Genomic DNA, 16,620 nt, shown 5'->3' with positions numbered 1-16,620 from the left:
CATGACCGCGTCCGCCACGCTGCACCGCTCGCTCTGGTCCGTCGTCGGCTTCCTCGTGGCCGTGGAGGTCGTGAGCGGCGTCCTGCAGGGCTTCTACACGCCGATCTTCTCCGACATCGCCCGCCACCTCGGCATCCGCGACGCCGACGTCAACTGGTTCGAGGCCGCGCAGCTCGTGCTGTCGGCGCTCGCCGTGCCGCTGCTGGCCCGCCTCGGCGACCTCTGGGGCCACCGCAACGTGCTCCTGCTCTCGACCGCCGTCACGGCGCTCGGGTCGTGGGTGCTCGCGCTCGCGCCCGGGTTCTCGACCTTCCTCGTCGGGTGGGCGCTGCAGGGCGCCTACGTCGTGTGGCTGCCCGTCGAGGTCGCGATCATCCACCGTCGCACCGCCGGCCGGGCCGACCAGCACCGCACGACGCGGCGCGCCGCCGCGTTCCTGGTGGCCGCCCTCGAGACCGGCGTCATCGTCGGCGCGCTCACGTCGGGGGCGCTCGTCGAGGCGACGTCGATGACGGTGCTGCTGTGCCTCCCGGCCGTCGCGGTGACGGCGTGCCTGCTCGTCGTCTGGTTCGGGGTCGAGCGCGACCGCGGGCAGGCCACGGGCGGCTACGACTACGCGGGACTCGGCTGGCTCACGGTCACCCTCGGCCTGCTGATGGGCGGGCTCATTGCCATCCGCCTCCTCGGTGCCGGGTCAGCGGTGCCGTGGCTCCTGGTCGTGCTCTCCCTGGCGGCGCTCGTGGGACTGGTGCGGTTCGAGCGGGCGCTGGGGGAGCGGGCGGACGGCACGGTCGCTCCGTTGATCGACGTGCGGACGTTCGCCCTGCGCGCGCAGTGGCCCGTCCAGCTCGCGGCCTTCCTGTTCGGGATGTCGGTGCTCGGCGCGCAGATCCCGCTGTCGACGTTCGCGCGGACGGCCCCCGACGTCGCAGGCTTCGGCCTGGGCGCGTCCGCGGCGTTCGTCTCGACGCTCATCGGCGTCTACGTCGTGACGATGGTGGTCGGCGCGCTGTCGCTGCCGGTCCTCGCCCGCCTGCTCGGTCCGCGAGGTGCGATGGTCGTCGGCTGCACGCTCGTCGGCGTCGGGTACGCCCTGTTCCTCCCGCTGCACGACAGCGCCGGGCAGACGCTCACGAACATGGGCGTCGCCGGGGTCGGGTCGGGTCTCCTGGTGGCCGCGCTGCCGGCGGCCGCTGCGGCTGCGGCGCCCGCGCACGCGACCGGCTTCGCGACCGGCATGACCAACGCGACGAAGACGGTGGGCGGCGCGATCGCCTCGGCGGTGTTCGCCATCGCCCTCGCGTCCACCGGCTCGATCGACGACCCCGCCCTCGGGCACGCGCCGTTGTCGGGCTACCTGACGGTCTGGGCGGTGTGCTCGCTGTCGGCGCTCGCGGCCGCGGTGGTGCTGCTCGTCACCCGACGCGACGCCGCGGTGACACCCGGCTGAGGATCAGCGCGGTGTGAGGCGGCGGCGACGGCGTGCCCACGGAGCGAGGACGAGTGCCACCGCGGTCGCCCCCGCTGCACCGAGCAGCCACCACGCCAGCTGGTGGCGGGTCGCGTCGAGCGGATCACGCCCCGCGACCGTCGGGAGGATCTTGGTCTCCTGCGGCGCCGACGCCGCCTGGGCCGTGCCCGGTGCGGCGTTCGAGGTGCTCGTCATGGCGGCGACCGGCTGGATCGTGCCCCAGCCCCGCGTGTCGTCGCGCTGGTCCTCGACGGGCCGGTCCGCCGTGGCCAGCAGCCGGTTGACGACCTGGCGTGGCGAGTCGTCGGGGAAGCGTTGGACGAGCATCGCGGCGAGTGCGCTCACGTAGCCCGTCGCGTAGCTCGTGTACGGGTGGTCGAGGCCCACCAGGCAGTCCCCGTTGGACCGGAAGGCGGTGAGCACGTTGGCGCCGGGTGCGGCGACGTCGACGTGCGGTCCGTGCACGCTCCAGTCGTCGACGGCGCCCGCGGCGTTCGTCGCGGCGACCCCGACGACGCCGTCGAACCCGGCCGGGTACTGCACCTGGGTGAACGGGGCGTCCTCCTGCGTGTTGCCGGACGCCGCCACGACGATGGCACCGCTGCGCAGGGCCAGCTCCGTGGCGCGACGCAGGGCCGGGAGGTCCTTGTCGGAGGACCCGGTCGTAAGCGAGACGTTGATGACGTCGACGCCCTGCTGGGCGGCCCACCGGATGCCGGCGGCGACGTCGGCCGTCGTGCTGCCCTCGCCGAGCACGCGGACCGGCACGATCGTGGCCTCGGGCGCGGCGCCGATGAGCACCGACCCCGCCGCGCGGCGTGCGGCGATGATGCCGGCGAGGGCCGTCCCGTGCGCGTAGGGGTCCTCGGTGGCCCGCCCGCCGATGAACGAGCGGCCGGGCTCCACGCCGGAGCGCAGGTGCTGGTTGCGGGTGTCGACGCCGGTGTCGACCACGGCGACCCGGACGCCCTTGCCGGTGCCCTCGCGCCAGGCGTCGGGGAAGCCGGCGTCGCGGACGTTCGTCATGGCGGTCGGGTCGGACACGAGCTGGGTGCGGCCCACCTCGCAGCGTCCCTCCTGCGCGTTGGGGGGCTGGTCGACCGCGACGGCCGGCGCGAGCGGGGACAGGGTCGTCAGCAGCAGGGCCGCGCCGGCGACGACGTGCGGCAGGCGGAGCGTCACTGCTTCGCCCCGTCGGCGGCCTGCACCGCCGCGGCCAGCGAGAGCTCGGGGCCGCTGGCGAACAGCTCGACCCAGGCGCGGGGCGTCGCGATGGGCTCGACGGACTCGTAGCCGAGCGCCCGCAGCACGGTCGGCACCTGGTCCTTCGGGCCGATGGCGAACCGGGTCCCGCGGGAGTCGACGAGGAACGTGGTGTCGTTCGTGCTCGCCCGGGAGCGGGTGGTCGAGCGCACCAGGGCGCCCCGACCCTGCTCGACGCGCACCAGGCGCTGGGCGCCGGTGGCGCGCGCCTCGTCGCGGGTGGCCTCGGCCAGCACCGGCGTGCTGGTGGCGCCGTCCTCGCCGGCCACCAGCTGCAGGCACGGACGTCGGTCGTCGCTCTGGTCGGGCAGCTCGGTGGGCCAGTCGCCGGGCACGACGCCCGAGGCGCTCTGCGCCGGGACGGACTGCACGTCGCCGACGTCGGCCTGCTGCTCCGGGAGCCTGCTCGTGGCCGTGTAGACGGCGTAGGCGAAGTCGCTGAGCTGCACCAGGCCGCGGCGGCCGAGCACGTAGCCCGTGCCGTCGACGGAGACGGGGGTGCCGACGACGTCGAGACCGGCGACCCCGGTGCTCCCGCTGAAGCGGCTGCCCGAACCGGGCACGCTCAGCGGGGCGAGCGACGTCCCCTCGGGCACCAGCTGCAGCCATGCGTCCGACGCCGGGAACGGGTCGTCCTGCCCGACGCCGACACCCCGCAGCACCGACTGGCCGAGCCGGCCCTCCGGCACGGCGTAGCGGCGCGAGCCCGAGACGAGCCAGAGCCGGTCCTTCGTGTCGCGGGCGAGCAGCGAGTCCTGGCTCGAGCGCCGCGTCCCCGGGGTGTCGCTGACGTCGACCGTGAGGCCGCCCTGCTCGTTCGTGCACGCGCTCCACCGGTCCTGGACGAGCAGCGAGGCCGGGGTCAGGTAGTCGGGCGCCCCCGGGATGCCGACGGGCTGCGACTTCGGCTCGTCGACGAGCACGTCGTCGGGGACGTAGGAGACCTTCACCTGGTCCTGGCCCGCCAGCGCGAGCCGGGCCGAGGTGATGTTGATGACGGGGAACAGCGTGCCCTCGTACTGCACGAACCGTGAGCCGCTGTCCTTCGCGATGACCAGGCCGTTCTCGCGCCAGCCGTCGCCGACGGCGGGCTTGAGCACGCCGGCCACGGCGGCACCGGCCACCAGCAGGGCCGCCAGCACGATGCCGCCGGCGAGCGTGCGCCCGTAGCGGACGGGTTCGACCTCCCGTCCGCCCGGGGCACCGCTCAGGAACGCCGTGACCAGGCGACGGCGGTTGAAGGAGTGCGCCTCGACCAGGTCACGCTTGCTCGCCATCCGTCAGACGAGACGGTGGCGGGCCGAGTACGGCCGACGCAGCAGGACGCCGCCGATCAGCAGGAACGCGGCACCGAGCGCGGCGAGCAGGTTCAGGCCGTCCTCGACACCCGTGGCGGGAAGCTCCTCGCCAAGGGGCGTGGCCGCGGCGCCGGAGCCCGACGCGACGAGCCCGCCGAGGGAGGAGTCGAGACCGCTCAGGCCCTGCGGCACGGAGTTGCCGAGGCCCGGGGCTACGGCGCCGCCGTCGGAGACGTTGCCGCCGCCGTTGCCGGCTCCACCGCCGCTGCCGTTCCCGCCACCGTTGCCACCGCCGTTGCCGCCACCGGGCGTCGGGATGGTGGGCGTGGGCGTGGTGGGCTGCGGGGTCGTCGGCTCCGGGTCGGGCGTGGGGATGGTCGGCTCGGGCGTCGTCGGCTCCGGGTCCGGCGTCGGGATCGTGGGCACCGGGATCGTGGGCACCGGGATCGTCGGCTCCGGGTCGGGGTCGAGGATCGGGAAGCAGTCGGGGTCGAGCGGGTTCACGAGCAGGTCGCAGTCGCCGTCGGCGAGGGCTGCCGCGTCCGCCGCGGCGGCGCGGGCACCCGCGTCGGCCGTGGTGTCGGTGTCGGCGGCGAACGCCAGCTGGGGCAGCGAGAAGGACAGCAGGACGGCGCCCACGGTGAGGGCGGCCCCGGAGGTGGCCTGGCGCAGCTTCATGAGGTGTCTCCTTGGTAGTTCAGGACCGGACGGCGGCGACGATGCCGACCGCGATGACGAGGAGTGGCAGGAGGGCGACGAGTGACGCGAGCTCGACCACCTCGACGAGACGGCCGCGGACGACCGACTCCTCGGAGCGGACGAGCGTGGCGACGAGGGTGGCCGCAGCAGCGACGACGAGGACGATGACGAGGGCCAGGCGCCACTCGGGCTGGAGCACCAGCACGCTGAGCGCGACGGCGAGCAGCCCGGCGCCGGCGCCGGCGAGCCCGACACCGACCTCGGTGCCGGAGCGCAGCTGGCGGGTGCGGGCGAGCAGGACGACGCTGACGCACACGGTGGCCAGCGCGCCGGTGACCCCGAGGGTGACGGCGAGGGGCGCGACGAGCAGGAGCAGCACGCCGATGGAGGCGGTCAGCGCCAGGAAGATGCTGTGCCCGGTGGAGGCGCTGGACCGCACCTGCTCGATCGAGACCTCGTCGGGGTCCTCGACCTCCACGGTCGGGTCCTGCGGCTGGGCGGCCGAGCCGCCGACGAGCGTCAGCGACAGCGCGGGCAGCAGGCTGGAGAGCACGGTCAGCACGGCGAGGAGCGTCAGGTACGCCTCGGGGGCGCCGATGTCGGTGGACGCGGCGATCGAGCTGGTCAGGGCGACCAGTCCGCCGACGACGAGGCCGGGCGCGAGCAGCACGCGCCGCTCGACGGTGCCGACGAGGGCCAGGGCGGCAGCCACGGCCGCACCGCCACCGGCGGCGGCGAGCGGCCAGCCGAGGAGGGCGGGCTCGTCGAGCGCCGTGAAGCCGCCCACGGCCGCGAACACGGTCGCGCTCCAGCCCAGGACGAGCGCGACCTCGGGCTCGCCCTCCAGCCGGGCGAGCACGATGGCGGCGGTGACGAGCACGAGCGCGACCACGCCGGCGAGGGCGCCGGCGACCACGCTCGGACGCTCCAGGGCGATGGTCAGGGCGCCGAGGGCGAGCAGCGCGGTGGCCGCGACGAGTGCCGTGCGTCGGGCCGCCGTCGGCGCCCAGGGCGAGGTCGTGGACTCGACGACGTCGGCCATGGCCTCGACGACGTCGTCGTACACGCGGCGACGTCCGTCAGGTGCCGGGGCGAGCACGAGCACCGCGCCGTCGTGCACGTGCTGGAACGTCAGGCCGCTCGTGGACGACAGCTCGCGTCCGTCGCTCAGGTGCAGCACGAAGCCGCGGTGCGACGTCGTCGGGTCGAGGGCGCCGAGCGTGCGGGCGATCTCCGGCACGAGCTCGGCCACCGGGACGGCGGACGGCAGGGCGAGGTCGGCGCTGCGCTCGTCGGTGCGCACCGTGACCCGGACCAGGCCGGTGGGTCCGGCCTCGGTCGTGGTCATGGACGACTCCGGGGGCGCTGCGGGTGCATGGTCTCGGCTCTCGTGCGGTCGGTCGGACAGGAGTTCCCGCCAGGCCGCGGGTGCGACCTGGCGGGGAGGAGGAGGTGGGTCAGCCGCCGAAGGAGGCGCGGTTGGCGTTCTCGGCGCGGCGGTAGTCGGCTGCGGAGTCCGAGACGGCGGTGCCGGTCTGGGCGAGGGTGGCGTTGAGGTCGTTGATGGCCTGGTCCCACTTGGCCTTCGCGGACTGGTAGGCGGCGGATGCCTCGCCGGTCCAGTCGGCCTTGAGGGGGGCGAGCTCGGACTCGAGGCGGTCGAGTCGTCCGCGCAGGGCGGAGACGGCGGCGGAGATCTCGCCGGAGATGCCGTCGAGGCCGCCGAAGTTGACGGCGAGGCGTCCGGTGCTGCTCATGGGGTGCTCCTAGCTCTTCGGATGTCGGGTGGTCTCAGCCGCCGAGGCGGGAGGAGATCTGGGAGTAGGTGTCGACCTGGACGTCGTCGGTCTGGGTGTAGGTGACGTCGGCGCCGGTGAGGTTGGCCTCGAAGTCGTTGAGGGCGCGGACGATCTTGTCGGTCTCGGTGTTCCAGACGGTGATGAGGTTGGTGAACCCGGCGGCTCCGCCGCCTTCCCAGGCGCCCTTGGTGGAGAGGCGTTGGGGCATGGAGTTGACCTCGCGGGTCAGGTCGCCGTGGGCGCTGCGGACCATCTCGGCGGCGCGGGTGATCGCGCCTTCTTCGCGGCTGAGCTCGCTCATCGTTCGTCCTCCAGGTCTCCCGTGGGTCACGGTCGTGCCACGGGCTCGTCGAAGCTGGTGGCAAAAGACTAGGTCACCTGGTTCGATTCGACTAGTCAGAACGGGGGGAACGTCCCACAAAGCGGTCGTGGAGGTGTGTGACGCTCGTCGCCGTCCCCGTGCCGTAGCCTTCCGCGCCGCGGACCGTGTGGTCCGTCGACGTCAGGACAGCACGCCGGGTGACGTCTCGTCGTCGTCCAGCCACTGGTCGTCGTCGAACGCGAGGTGGTCCTGCGTGGGCTCGTCGTCCTCGTCGCGACGTCGGCCCTGCCCGCCGGCCCCGGTGCCGGACCGTGCGGCGTTGCCGCCCCGACCCGTGGGGCCGGTGCCGTTGCCGCGGCCGGACCCGCCGGCGCCCTGACCGGCGCGCGACCCGCTGCCCTGCGCCGGTCGGGTGCCCGCGCGGCTGCCCGTGCCCGGAGCCGAGCGGGACGCCTGGGAACCACCAGCACGGCCGGCCTGGCTGCTGGGCGATGCTCCGGCGCGCCCGGCCTGCGCACCTGGGCGTGCGCCTGCCTGCCCAGCCTGACTGGCCGGGTTGGCGACGCGCGCGGTGGACTGCGACGACGACCCGAGGGTCGAGCCCTTGGCCATGCCAGCCGTCCGACCGGACCCGGCACCGGCGGACGAGGCGCCCTTGGCGGCACCGGCGGCCTTGGCCAGGATGCCCTTGCCTGCGCCCAGCAGGCCCGCGGCGCCTGCGGCGCCGCCGACCCCGCCGGCTCCCATGCCGCCGGCCTGCCCGAGCGAGGAGCCGCCGTCGGTGAGTCCGGTGTCGAGGTCGGTCAGGCCGTCGCCGTCGGCGCCGCCGCGGCCGTCACCGTCGCCGGTGCTGCCGTTCTTGACGGGGGCGACGAGCGTGGGGTTCGTGCCGCGTGGGCCGCGGCCGATCGTCGCGGCCGAGGCCATCGCGCTGACCGCGGTCGTGCCGCCGACGACCGGCGTGCCGGACAGTCCGGAGCCCGATCCGCCCGGGTTGCGCGAGCCGGTGCTGGTGTCGTCGACGTCCGTCTGGTCGACCGCGGGCGCGGCCGTCGCCAGCATCTTCTGGGCGGCAGCGAGGCCGGCGTCGAGTCGGGTGAGGGCGGCGGCGGCGTCGTTCTCGCGCCGTTCCACGGAGGTGGCGTGGCTCGAGGCGGCGCTGTCGTGCTCGCTCTTGGCCGTGTTGTAGGCCTCGATGTCGGCGTCGCTCGCGTCGGCGCCGGGTCGGGTGGGGCTCGCGCCCGGGGCGGGGGAGATCTCGGGCAGGTTCTGCAGGTCCGAGCGGGCGGTCGAGAGGGCCTCGGCGCCGGCGCGCATCCCGGCGGCGGTCTGCTCGAGCTTGGTCTGCATCCGCTCGATCGTCTGCAGCTTCTGCGTGAACGCGGCATCCGCGGCCTCGGCGTCGGAGCCCTGCGTCCACGTCTCGCGGGCCCGCTGCTGAGCCGTGACGAGCTCGGTGCGCAGCGCGTCGAGCTTCGTCTTGGCGGCATCCCAGTCGATGGCCTTGCCGGTGAGGGCGCCGGGGATGGCGCTCTCCACCTGTCGCAGCTTGATCTCGTTCGGTCCCATGGTCAGGCCTCCTCGGACGGGCGGTGGTGGCGGCGGGCGACGACGATCCCTGCGGTGACGAGCACCAGCACGGCGACGCCACCGAGGACCCAGGGAAGGGGGCCGGCGCCCTCGTCGGCAGCGGCGGCGTCGGTGGTGTCGGCCGCCGCAGGGCTCGCGGTGGTCTCGGCGGACGGCGCGGGATCGTCGGAATCGCCGTAGACGGAGAGCGGGTAGGTCTTGACGGCGGCCTCCACCCCGCGCGTCAAGGGATTCTCGTCGGGCCAGCCGGTCGGGTCCCTCTCGAGCATGTTGCGCACCGAGAGGAGGCCGAAGCCGTTCGGTCGCTCCCACCCGAAGTAGTCGGCGTCTCCGGAACGGCCGGTGCTGTGGATCAGCTGCTGGACGAGCTGGTTGCCGGTGGCGTCGGGGTACTTCTGCTTCACCAGCGCAAGCGCTCCGGCGGTGATGGCCGTGGCAGGCGACGTACCCGTGCGGGGGTAGGCGGGGGTCCAGACGGCCCCACGCTTCTCGGTGCTGGAGGCGCCGGCGGGAACCTCGACCCCCGGTGCGGTGATCGCGAGCGTGGCGGAGAGGTCGTCGCGCTGCCCGGGCTGCTCCGACCACGCCTTGGCGTTCCGGTCGGCCGCGCCCACGGCCACCGCGCCGGGAGAGGCTGCCGGGTAGCGCACGCCGCGGTCGCCAGCCGACCCGGCTCCGGCAACGACGACGGCACCGTTCCTCGTGACCTCCTCGACGGCGTCGTCATAGACCGAGTTGTCGGAGTCGGCGAGCGAGACGCTGATGATGTCGGCGCCGTCGAGGCCCGCCTGCCGTATCAGCCCGCCCCAGTTGCTGAGGTCGTCCTCGTACGGATCACGCGACGCCTGGTAGAAGGTGACCTCGGCGTCCGGGGCCACACCGGTGACACCACCGTTGCCCTGACCGGCGACGAGCACGGTCATGGCCGTGCCGTGGTTGGCAGCCCCGGCACCGGGCGCGGACACGGACTTCCTGCCGGTGATCGAGCGCCCGAGGCGGATGTTCGCTCCTCGCAGCTCAGGAACGGTGAGGTCGATGGAGCCGTCGATGATGGCGACCTTGACGCCCTTGCCGGTGTACTCCCGGTGGACCTCGTCCAGACGGAGCGCGGAGTACCACCAGGCGTCGTCGGGCTGGTACCGCGCGAGCGAGGCCTGCGCTGTCGACGGCGCCAGGAGAGCGACGACGAGGACCAGCAGCGCCGCGAGTCGTCCCGGGCCTCGACTCATTGGTAGGCCTGCTCGCCCTGGTCGCCGTCGATGGTCTGGACGGTGTCGGTCGACGTCGCGAGGTCGCCGCCGAGCTGCTCGACGACGTCCTGCAGAGGTTCGGAGGCCGTGTCCGCCAGGGCGTCGAGGTCGACGTCCACGGCGTCGGGGTCGAGGAGGTCGGTCCCCTGGTCGGCGAGCGCGTTGTTGAAGGAGTCGGTCGTCGTCGACGCGCTGCCCGCGAAGCGGGTCGCGATGGAGGCCATCGCGCCCTGCACGCCGTCGTCGGTGTCGGCGTAGTTGTCGGCCGCCGTCGTGAGCGCGAGGCCGAACTCGTCCATCTCCTGCTGGAGGGCGCCGAGCGTCGTCGCGAAGACGGTCGCCACGCTGTCGTGGTGCTGGGCGAGCGCCTGCGCGGCCGGGTACTGGCCGTACATGGACGCCTCGCCCTTCGTGCCCTCGACGGTCTGCCGAGCCGCGAGAGCGTCGGCGGCCAGCTCGGAGGTGTTCTTGCCGACCTGGCGCAGTCCCTCGATGTCGAGCTCGACGGCGCTGCCGCCGCCGGACCCGTCCGGCGTGCCCATCAGCCGCCGAAGGAGGCGCGGTTGGCGTTCTCGGCGCGGCGGTAGTCGGCTGCGGAGTCCGAGACGGCGGTGCCGGTCTGGGCGAGGGTGGCGTTGAGGTCGTTGATGGCCTGGTCCCACTTGGCCTTCGCGGACTGGTAGGCGGCGGATGCCTCGCCGGTCCAGTCGGCCTTGAGGGGGGCGAGCTCGGACTCGAGGCGGTCGAGTCGTCCGCGCAGGGCGGAGACGGCGGCGGAGATCTCGCCGGAGATGCCGTCGAGGCCGCCGAAGTTGACGGCGAGGCGTCCGGTGCTGCTCATGGGGTGCTCCTAGCTCTTCGGATGTCGGGTGGTCTCAGCCGCCGAGGCGGGAGGAGATCTGGGAGTAGGTGTCGACCTGGACGTCGTCGGTCTGGGTGTAGGTGACGTCGGCGCCGGTGAGGTTGGCCTCGAAGTCGTTGAGGGCGCGGACGATCTTGTCGGTCTCGGTGTTCCAGACGGTGATGAGGTTGGTGAACCCGGCGGCTCCGCCGCCTTCCCAGGCGCCCTTGGTGGAGAGGCGTTGGGGCATGGAGTTGACCTCGCGGGTCAGGTCGCCGTGGGCGCTGCGGACCATCTCGGCGGCGCGGGTGATCGCGCCTTCTTCGCGGCTGAGCTCGCTCATCGTTCGTCCTCCAGGTCTCCCGTGGGTCACGGTCGTGCCACGGGCTCGTCGAAGCTGGTACGACCAGACTAGGACATCTGGTCAGTTCTGACTATCCCGTTCGAGGAGTCCTGGCGACCGCCGCGCGCGACGCGGCGCCAGGGGGCGTCAGGACGACGTGAGGACGCGCATCCAGTCGAACAGGCCGCTGACCAGCGGAAACGCGCCGACGACGGCGACGAAGGCGAGCCCCTCGGCGATCTCGGCGCTGCGCGACCACCACACGGACGTCCAGCCCCGGCCGGCCGAGCGGGCCACGAGCGCCAGGACCAGGCCGAGCAGGACGGCCGCGGTCGCCCCGGCGACGCGGGCGTCGTCGCCCACCTCGAGCAGCAGCGACGCGGCCGTGGCCAGGAGGAGGGCGGTGCCGGTGGTGCGCTGCCAGCGGCGGGCCTGCGTGGCGCGCAGGGTGCGGCCGCTGAGCACCAGGGCGGCGCCGGTGGCCGCGCAGACGAGGGTCGCGCCGACGTCGCGGGCCCCGTCGGTCGGGGCCAGGAGCAGCCACGCCCCGCTGGCCGCGACCAGGAGGGAGCACACGACCGTGGCCGCGCCGACGAGGCGCAGCGCCCGCAGGGCGACCGCCCGCACGTCGTCCTCGCGGACGACGCCGCGGAAGGAGCGCCGCGGCTGCTCCCGCGCGGTCCAGGCGGTGACGGCGAGCCGCTGCAGGTCCACGAGCACGTGGTCCGGGACGTCGACCACGAACGACGGCAGGAGCCGCGCGCCCAGGACCGCGGCCAGCAGGACGAGGGCGGCGAGGGTCGTCGTCGACCAGTCCGACAGCAGCGACACGGTCGCGAGGAGCGCGACACCGATGCCGGCGACGAGCTGGACCGCGAGCTCCTCGTCCGCGACGCCGGGCACCGCCGCGCGCAGGGCGGCGCTGCCGCACGCCACGGCGAGGCCGGCCACCGTGACCGCCAGGGTCGTCCCGCCGGGCTGGCTCGCCGGGAGCTGCAGCACGACGGCCGCGGCCAGGAGCAGCGGCACCACGGCGAGCCACGCACGGTCGTGCGCACCGGCCGGCACGCGCAGGCCGACGATGCCGGCCACGGCGAGGACGACGAGGGCGAGGGCACCGGAGGCGGCGTCGGCGGCCGCGCCACCGGTGGTCGCGCCCGCCGTGGCGGCGAGCAGGCCGGCCACCGCCACCGCGCCCGGAGCCAGCCGGGCGATCACGGCGCCTGTCGCGGTCCGCTCGGTGGGCGGGGCGAGGACGACCGGTGCGGTGTGCTGGGCGGTGGAGGAGGCCCGTCGGCTGCGCGACCCCCGACCCGTGGGGGCGGTGCTGACGGGTGCGGCGTCGGCGTCGACCGCGACCAGCAGGTCGCCGTGCTCGAGGCGCGCGGCGTGCACCGAGGTGGTCGGGTCGAGAGCACGTCCCGTGGCGGTGCTCAGCAGCACCGGACCGCTGCCCGTCTGGTCGCGGAAGCCCGCCGCCACGGCCCCGACGTCGGCCCACCGGGGCACGGCGAGGTCGACCCGTCCCGCGTCTCCGACGACGCTCAGCCGGATCGTGGCCAGCGCGGTGCTCTCGCTCATGCGACCCCCTTCGGGGACAGTGTGACCGATCAACGGCCCGTCCGTGGGGTCGGGCGCGGCTACGATCGTCCGGCGGGGGCGCCGTGCCCCTCCTCGAGACCCACCCAGGAGGTCGTGTGGCCACCACGCTGCAGCGCGGACGACGAGTCGAGCCGCCCCGGGTCCCGGAAGGTGCCCTGGAGCTCGACCCGCCCCCGGAGCTGGCGCCGCACGAGGGCATCGGCGGCGCGCTCATGATGGCCCTGCCCATGCTGGCCAGCGTCGGCTCGATCGTCTTCGTGGCCTCCAGCGGCGGCGGCGCGCGCGGCTTCATCGCCGCGGGCATGTTCCTCCTCGCGACCCTCGGCTTCGTGGCCGTCAGCGTCGAGCGTCAGCTCAAGCAGCGTCGGACGCAGGTCGGCGGATCGCGCCGGGAGTACCTGCAGTACCTGTCCACGGTGCGGGCCCGCGTCCGCGCGGCGGCCGACGCCCAGCGCGACGGCCTCACGTGGCTGCACCCCTCGCCCTCCGCGCTCGCCGCCGTGGCCGAGGAGGGCAGCCGCGTGTGGGAGCGTCCCGCCGACGACCCGCATGCCCTCCACGTCCGGTACGGCACGTCGACCCAGCCGCTCGCGCTGGAGCTCGTGCCGCCCACCACGACGTCGATCGACCAGGTCGACCCCGTGTGCGCGTCCGCGCTGCACCGCCTGCTCTCCGTGCACCGCGCGCAGCCTGACCTGCCCGCCGCCATCGACCTGTCGGCGTTCAGCCGCGTGGAGCTGCTGGGCTCCGTCGAGCACGTCCGCGCACTCGCCCGGTCGCTCGTCTGCGAGGCCACCGCGTTCCACGCGCCACAGGGTCTGGTCGTCGCGGTGCTGGCCGACGACGAGGCGGCCCGCGACTGGGACTGGGTCAAGTGGCTGCCGCACGCGCACAGCGAGCGCGAGAGCGACGCGGTCGGTCCCGCCCGCATGATCGCGTCCTCGCTCGACGACCTCGCCGCGATGCTGCCGCAGGAGGTCGTCGACCGGCCGCGCTTCGGTGCCGACCAGCCGGTCGAGGGGCCGCACGTCCTGCTCGTGGTCGACGGTCCTGCGCTGCCGCCCGGCAACCACCTGGTGCCGGAGGAGGGCGTCCACGGCATGACGGTGCTGGAGCTGCCCGAGGCGTGGGGCGAGCTCGAGGACCCGACCCGGCTGCGGCTCGAGCTCGTCCAGGCCGAGCGCGGCCTGGTCGGCGTCACCGCCTGGCGGCGCCACGACGAGCCCGTCAAGGGCCACGCCGACCAGCTCGACCGCGAGAGCGCGGAGGCCTTCGCGCGGCGTCTCGCTCCGCTCGCGAGCACCGAGGGGCCGGTCCGTGAGGACGCCACCTCGAGCACCCCCGACCTGACCGACCTGCTCGGGCTCGGCGACGTCCGCACGCTCGACGTCGCCGACGGCTGGCGGTCCCGGCCGGCCCGCGACCAGCTGCGCGTCCCGATCGGCGTCGGGCCCACGGGCGCGCCGGTGCACCTCGACCTGAAGGAGTCCGCGCAGCAGGGAATGGGCCCGCACGGCCTGGTCATCGGCGCGACGGGCTCGGGCAAGTCCGAGCTGCTGCGCACGCTCGTGCTCGGGCTCGCGCTCACGCACTCCAGCGAGCAGCTCAACATGGTCCTCGTCGACTTCAAGGGCGGTGCGACGTTCGCCGGGCTCACCGACATGCCGCACGTCGCGGCGGTGATTACGAACCTGGAGGAGGAGCTTGACCTCGTCGACCGCATGCAGGACGCGATCTCCGGCGAGATGGTCCGCCGCCAGGAGCTCCTGCGCCGAGCAGGCAACTACGCCTCGCTGCGGGACTACGAGAAGGCGCGTGCCGCCGGCGAGCCGCTCGACCCGCTGCCGTCGCTGTTCATCGTCGTCGACGAGTTCAGCGAGATGCTCGCCGCGAAGCCGGAGTTCATCGACCTCTTCGTCGCCATCGGTCGCCTCGGCCGGTCGCTCGGCATCCACCTGCTGCTCGCCTCGCAGCGGCTGGAGGAGGGCCGCCTGCGCGGACTGGAGAGCCACCTGTCCTACCGGATCGGTCTGCGCACGTTCTCCGCCGCGGAGTCGCGGACGGTCCTCGGCGTCCCCGACGCCTACGAGCTGCCGTCGGTGCCGGGCCTGGGGTACCTGAAGGCCGACGGCGAGATGGTCCGGTTCAAGGCCGCGTACGTGTCCGGCCCACCGCCGCGGCGCGCCAGCATCGGCGAGGACGAGTCGCGCTCGCAGGCGCGTGCGATCCTGCCGTTCACCGCCTCGCACGTGCTCGCGCCGACCGACCTGGCGCCCGTCGACGACGGGCCCTCGCCCGCGCCGGTGCCCACGTCGACGTCGGCGGCCTCGGTGCTCGACATCGCCGTGGACGCCATGCACGGCCGCGGCCCGCTGGCGCACCAGGTGTGGTTGCCGCCGCTCGACGTGCCCGACACGCTCGACGGGCTCCTCGGCGACCTCGCACCCACCGACGGCGGTGGCATGCTGTCGACGGCCTGGCGTGCGCACGGCGGTCTGCGGGTCCCGATCGGCACCGTCGACCGGCCGCGCGAGCAGCGTCGCGACCAGCTCGTCATCGACCTCTCGGGCGCGGGCGGACACGCCGCCGTCGTCGGCGGTCCGCGCAGCGGCAAGAGCACGCTGCTGCGCACGATCGTCGCCAGCATCGCGCTGTCGTCGTCGCCGCGTGACAGCCAGGTGTACGTGCTCGACTTCGGCGGCGGCACCTTCGCCGGTCTCACCGACTTGCCGCACGTCTCGGGCGTGGCCACGCGGGCCGAGCCCGACGTCGTGCGTCGCGTGCACGCGGAGGTCAGCGGCATCATCGACCGTCGCGAGGCGTACTTCCGCCGCCACGGCATCGACTCGGTCGAGACCTACCGGGCCCGTCGGCGCGAGGGCCAGGCCGACGACGGCTACGGCGACGTGTACCTCGTCGTCGACGGCTGGGGCACGTTGCGCTCGGACTTCGACATGCTCGAGATGGAGCTGCAGTCGCTCGCACAGCGCGGTCTGACCTTCGGCGTGCACGTGCTCGCGTCGGCGGGTCGTTGGGGCGACTTCCGGGCCGCCATGCGCGACGTCTTCGGCACGCGGCTGGAGCTGCGCCTCGGCGACCCGACGGACTCCGAGGTCGACCGCAAGGTCGCGCAGCTCGTGCCCGCGGAGCGCCCCGGCCGCGGTCTCGTGTCGACGAAGCACCACTTCCTCGCGGCGCTGCCACGGCTCGACGGCCGCGGCGAGGCGCGCGACCTCGGTCCCGCCGTCGTCGACCTGGTCACCCGCGTCAGGGACTCCTGGGGCGAGGGCGGACCGAAGCTGCGCCTGCTGCCGGACCGGATCTCGTTGGACCGCGTCCGCGAGCTGGCGAGGGTCGGCGAGGGCGACCGCCGGGTGCTCGTCGGCGTCGACGAGCGCGACCTGGCGCCCGTCGGCCTCGACCTGGACGCCGAGCCGCACGCGCTGCTCTACGGCGACGGCCGCTCCGGCAAGAGCGCGTTCCTGCGTGCCTACGCCCGCGAGGTCATGCGCACGCGCGGCCCGCGCGAGGCTCAGCTGGTGGTTGTCGACTACCGGCGCTCGTTGCTCGGCGAGGTGCCGGACGAGTGGCGGATGGAGTACGTGTCGAGCGCGGCGCAGCTCGAGCCGGTCGTCAACGGCCTGGCGCAGTTCCTGCAGGGCCGGATCCCCGGTCCCGATGTCACGGCCGAGCAGCTGCGCGAGCGGTCTTGGTGGAGCGGGCCGGAGGCGTTCGTCCTCGTCGACGACTACGACCTGGTGGCACCCCAGTCCCAGTCGCCGCTCGCCCCGCTCGTGCCGCTGCTGGCGCAGGCGCGCGACGTGGGGCTGCACGTCGTGGTCGCACGGCGGGCCGGCGGTGCGGCGCGCGCGGCCTACGACCCGGTGCTGCAGACCCTGCGCGACCTGGCCCAGCCCGGTCTGCTGCTGTCCGGTCCTCCGGAGGAGGGCCCGCTCATCGGCGGGGCGCGGCCGAAGCCGGCCCAGCCGGGGCGGGCCCAGCTCGTCACCCGCGACCGCGGCCTCGAGATCGTCCAGCTGGCCTGGGCCGACCCCACCGCCTAGCTGTAACCGGCCATGAGGTTGGTGCCTGGTCGTTGACGTGGAGAGAGCCTCCGGGGTGAGGTGTGGATTGTCTAGATT

Annotated in this window: 14 protein-coding genes; 2 read left to right on the top strand and 12 right to left on the bottom strand. The window is 74.4% G+C overall.

What is annotated here, in order from left to right; translation table 11 throughout:
• Position 1: 1 nt before the first annotated feature.
• Complete coding sequence (locus AC3WRM_RS10365) at positions 2-1,450, top strand: MFS transporter (protein WP_492249890.1); 1,449 nt, start codon at positions 2-4, stop codon at positions 1,448-1,450.
• 3 nt (positions 1,451-1,453) lie between these two features.
• Here AC3WRM_RS10365 and AC3WRM_RS10360 read toward each other — a convergent pair whose 3' ends face one another.
• The 12 genes from AC3WRM_RS10360 to AC3WRM_RS10305 form a co-directional block, all read right to left on the bottom strand.
• A complete protein-coding gene (locus AC3WRM_RS10360) occupies positions 1,454-2,653 on the bottom strand; it encodes a S8 family serine peptidase (RefSeq protein WP_492249891.1) in 1,200 nt (399 codons plus the stop codon).
• On the bottom strand, positions 2,650-4,011 hold the full coding sequence (eccB, locus tag AC3WRM_RS10355; RefSeq protein ID WP_492249892.1) for a type VII secretion protein EccB: 1,362 nt from the start codon (positions 4,009-4,011) through the stop codon (positions 2,650-2,652). Before eccB ends, AC3WRM_RS10360 begins: the two co-directional genes overlap by 4 nt.
• Positions 4,012-4,014: 3 nt before the next feature.
• Positions 4,015-4,710 (bottom strand): LPXTG cell wall anchor domain-containing protein, encoded by a 696-nt coding sequence (locus AC3WRM_RS10350; protein ID WP_492249893.1) that lies wholly within the window; start codon positions 4,708-4,710, stop codon positions 4,015-4,017.
• Between the two features lie 19 nt (positions 4,711-4,729).
• Positions 4,730-6,079, bottom strand: coding sequence for a type VII secretion integral membrane protein EccD (gene eccD / locus AC3WRM_RS10345; RefSeq protein ID WP_492249894.1), 1,350 nt, complete (start codon positions 6,077-6,079; stop codon positions 4,730-4,732).
• Positions 6,080-6,188: 109 nt separating this feature from the next.
• Positions 6,189-6,488: a WXG100 family type VII secretion target gene (locus AC3WRM_RS10340; protein ID WP_253027290.1), complete on the bottom strand. Its 300-nt coding sequence runs from the start codon at positions 6,486-6,488 to the stop codon at positions 6,189-6,191.
• 34 nt (positions 6,489-6,522) lie between these two features.
• On the bottom strand, positions 6,523-6,831 hold the full coding sequence (locus AC3WRM_RS10335) for a WXG100 family type VII secretion target (protein ID WP_067860351.1): 309 nt from the start codon (positions 6,829-6,831) through the stop codon (positions 6,523-6,525).
• A gap of 201 nt (positions 6,832-7,032) precedes the next feature.
• Entirely contained in the window at positions 7,033-8,421 is a 1,389-nt protein-coding gene (locus tag AC3WRM_RS10330; protein ID WP_492249895.1) for a WXG100 family type VII secretion target, read from the bottom strand.
• A gap of 2 nt (positions 8,422-8,423) precedes the next feature.
• Positions 8,424-9,671 (bottom strand): S8 family peptidase, encoded by a 1,248-nt coding sequence (locus tag AC3WRM_RS10325; protein ID WP_492249896.1) that lies wholly within the window; start codon positions 9,669-9,671, stop codon positions 8,424-8,426.
• Entirely contained in the window at positions 9,668-10,234 is a 567-nt protein-coding gene (locus AC3WRM_RS10320; protein WP_492249897.1) for a DUF2563 family protein, read from the bottom strand. The genes AC3WRM_RS10325 and AC3WRM_RS10320 overlap by 4 nt, the downstream gene beginning before the upstream one ends.
• A complete protein-coding gene (locus AC3WRM_RS10315) occupies positions 10,234-10,533 on the bottom strand; it encodes a WXG100 family type VII secretion target (protein ID WP_253027290.1) in 300 nt (99 codons plus the stop codon). The genes AC3WRM_RS10320 and AC3WRM_RS10315 overlap by 1 nt, the downstream gene beginning before the upstream one ends.
• A gap of 34 nt (positions 10,534-10,567) precedes the next feature.
• Positions 10,568-10,876: a WXG100 family type VII secretion target gene (locus tag AC3WRM_RS10310; protein WP_067860351.1), complete on the bottom strand. Its 309-nt coding sequence runs from the start codon at positions 10,874-10,876 to the stop codon at positions 10,568-10,570.
• Positions 10,877-11,023: 147 nt separating this feature from the next.
• On the bottom strand, positions 11,024-12,457 hold the full coding sequence (locus tag AC3WRM_RS10305) for a hypothetical protein (RefSeq protein WP_492249898.1): 1,434 nt from the start codon (positions 12,455-12,457) through the stop codon (positions 11,024-11,026).
• A gap of 116 nt (positions 12,458-12,573) precedes the next feature.
• Here AC3WRM_RS10305 and eccCa point away from each other — a divergent pair, with 116 nt between their 5' ends.
• Positions 12,574-16,542 carry a type VII secretion protein EccCa gene (gene eccCa / locus AC3WRM_RS10300; protein WP_492249899.1) on the top strand — a complete coding sequence of 1,323 codons (3,969 nt, stop codon included), beginning with the start codon at positions 12,574-12,576 and terminating at the stop codon, positions 16,540-16,542.
• Positions 16,543-16,620 lie beyond the last annotated feature (78 nt).

This window comes from Aeromicrobium sp. EU05-FHT14F07, assembly GCF_058790455.1.
This window is presented reverse-complemented; position numbering and strand designations above follow the sequence as displayed.

Bases quoted from the DNA above. Each gene is read 5' to 3' on its own strand.
- AC3WRM_RS10330 (WP_492249895.1), bottom strand. From the start codon at position 8,421: ATGGGACCGAACGAGATCAAGCTGCGACAGGTGGAGAGCGCCATCCCC.
- AC3WRM_RS10320 (WP_492249897.1), bottom strand. From the start codon at position 10,234: ATGGGCACGCCGGACGGGTCCGGCGGCGGCAGCGCCGTCGAGCTCGAC.
- eccD (WP_492249894.1), bottom strand. From the start codon at position 6,079: ATGACCACGACCGAGGCCGGACCCACCGGCCTGGTCCGGGTCACGGTG.
- AC3WRM_RS10325 (WP_492249896.1), bottom strand. From the start codon at position 9,671: ATGAGTCGAGGCCCGGGACGACTCGCGGCGCTGCTGGTCCTCGTCGTC.
- eccB (WP_492249892.1), bottom strand. From the start codon at position 4,011: ATGGCGAGCAAGCGTGACCTGGTCGAGGCGCACTCCTTCAACCGCCGT.
- AC3WRM_RS10340 (WP_253027290.1), bottom strand. From the start codon at position 6,488: ATGAGCAGCACCGGACGCCTCGCCGTCAACTTCGGCGGCCTCGACGGC.
- AC3WRM_RS10305 (WP_492249898.1), bottom strand. From the start codon at position 12,457: ATGAGCGAGAGCACCGCGCTGGCCACGATCCGGCTGAGCGTCGTCGGA.
- AC3WRM_RS10335 (WP_067860351.1), bottom strand. From the start codon at position 6,831: ATGAGCGAGCTCAGCCGCGAAGAAGGCGCGATCACCCGCGCCGCCGAG.
- AC3WRM_RS10315 (WP_253027290.1), bottom strand. From the start codon at position 10,533: ATGAGCAGCACCGGACGCCTCGCCGTCAACTTCGGCGGCCTCGACGGC.
- AC3WRM_RS10350 (WP_492249893.1), bottom strand. From the start codon at position 4,710: ATGAAGCTGCGCCAGGCCACCTCCGGGGCCGCCCTCACCGTGGGCGCC.
- AC3WRM_RS10310 (WP_067860351.1), bottom strand. From the start codon at position 10,876: ATGAGCGAGCTCAGCCGCGAAGAAGGCGCGATCACCCGCGCCGCCGAG.
- AC3WRM_RS10365 (WP_492249890.1), top strand. From the start codon at position 2: ATGACCGCGTCCGCCACGCTGCACCGCTCGCTCTGGTCCGTCGTCGGC.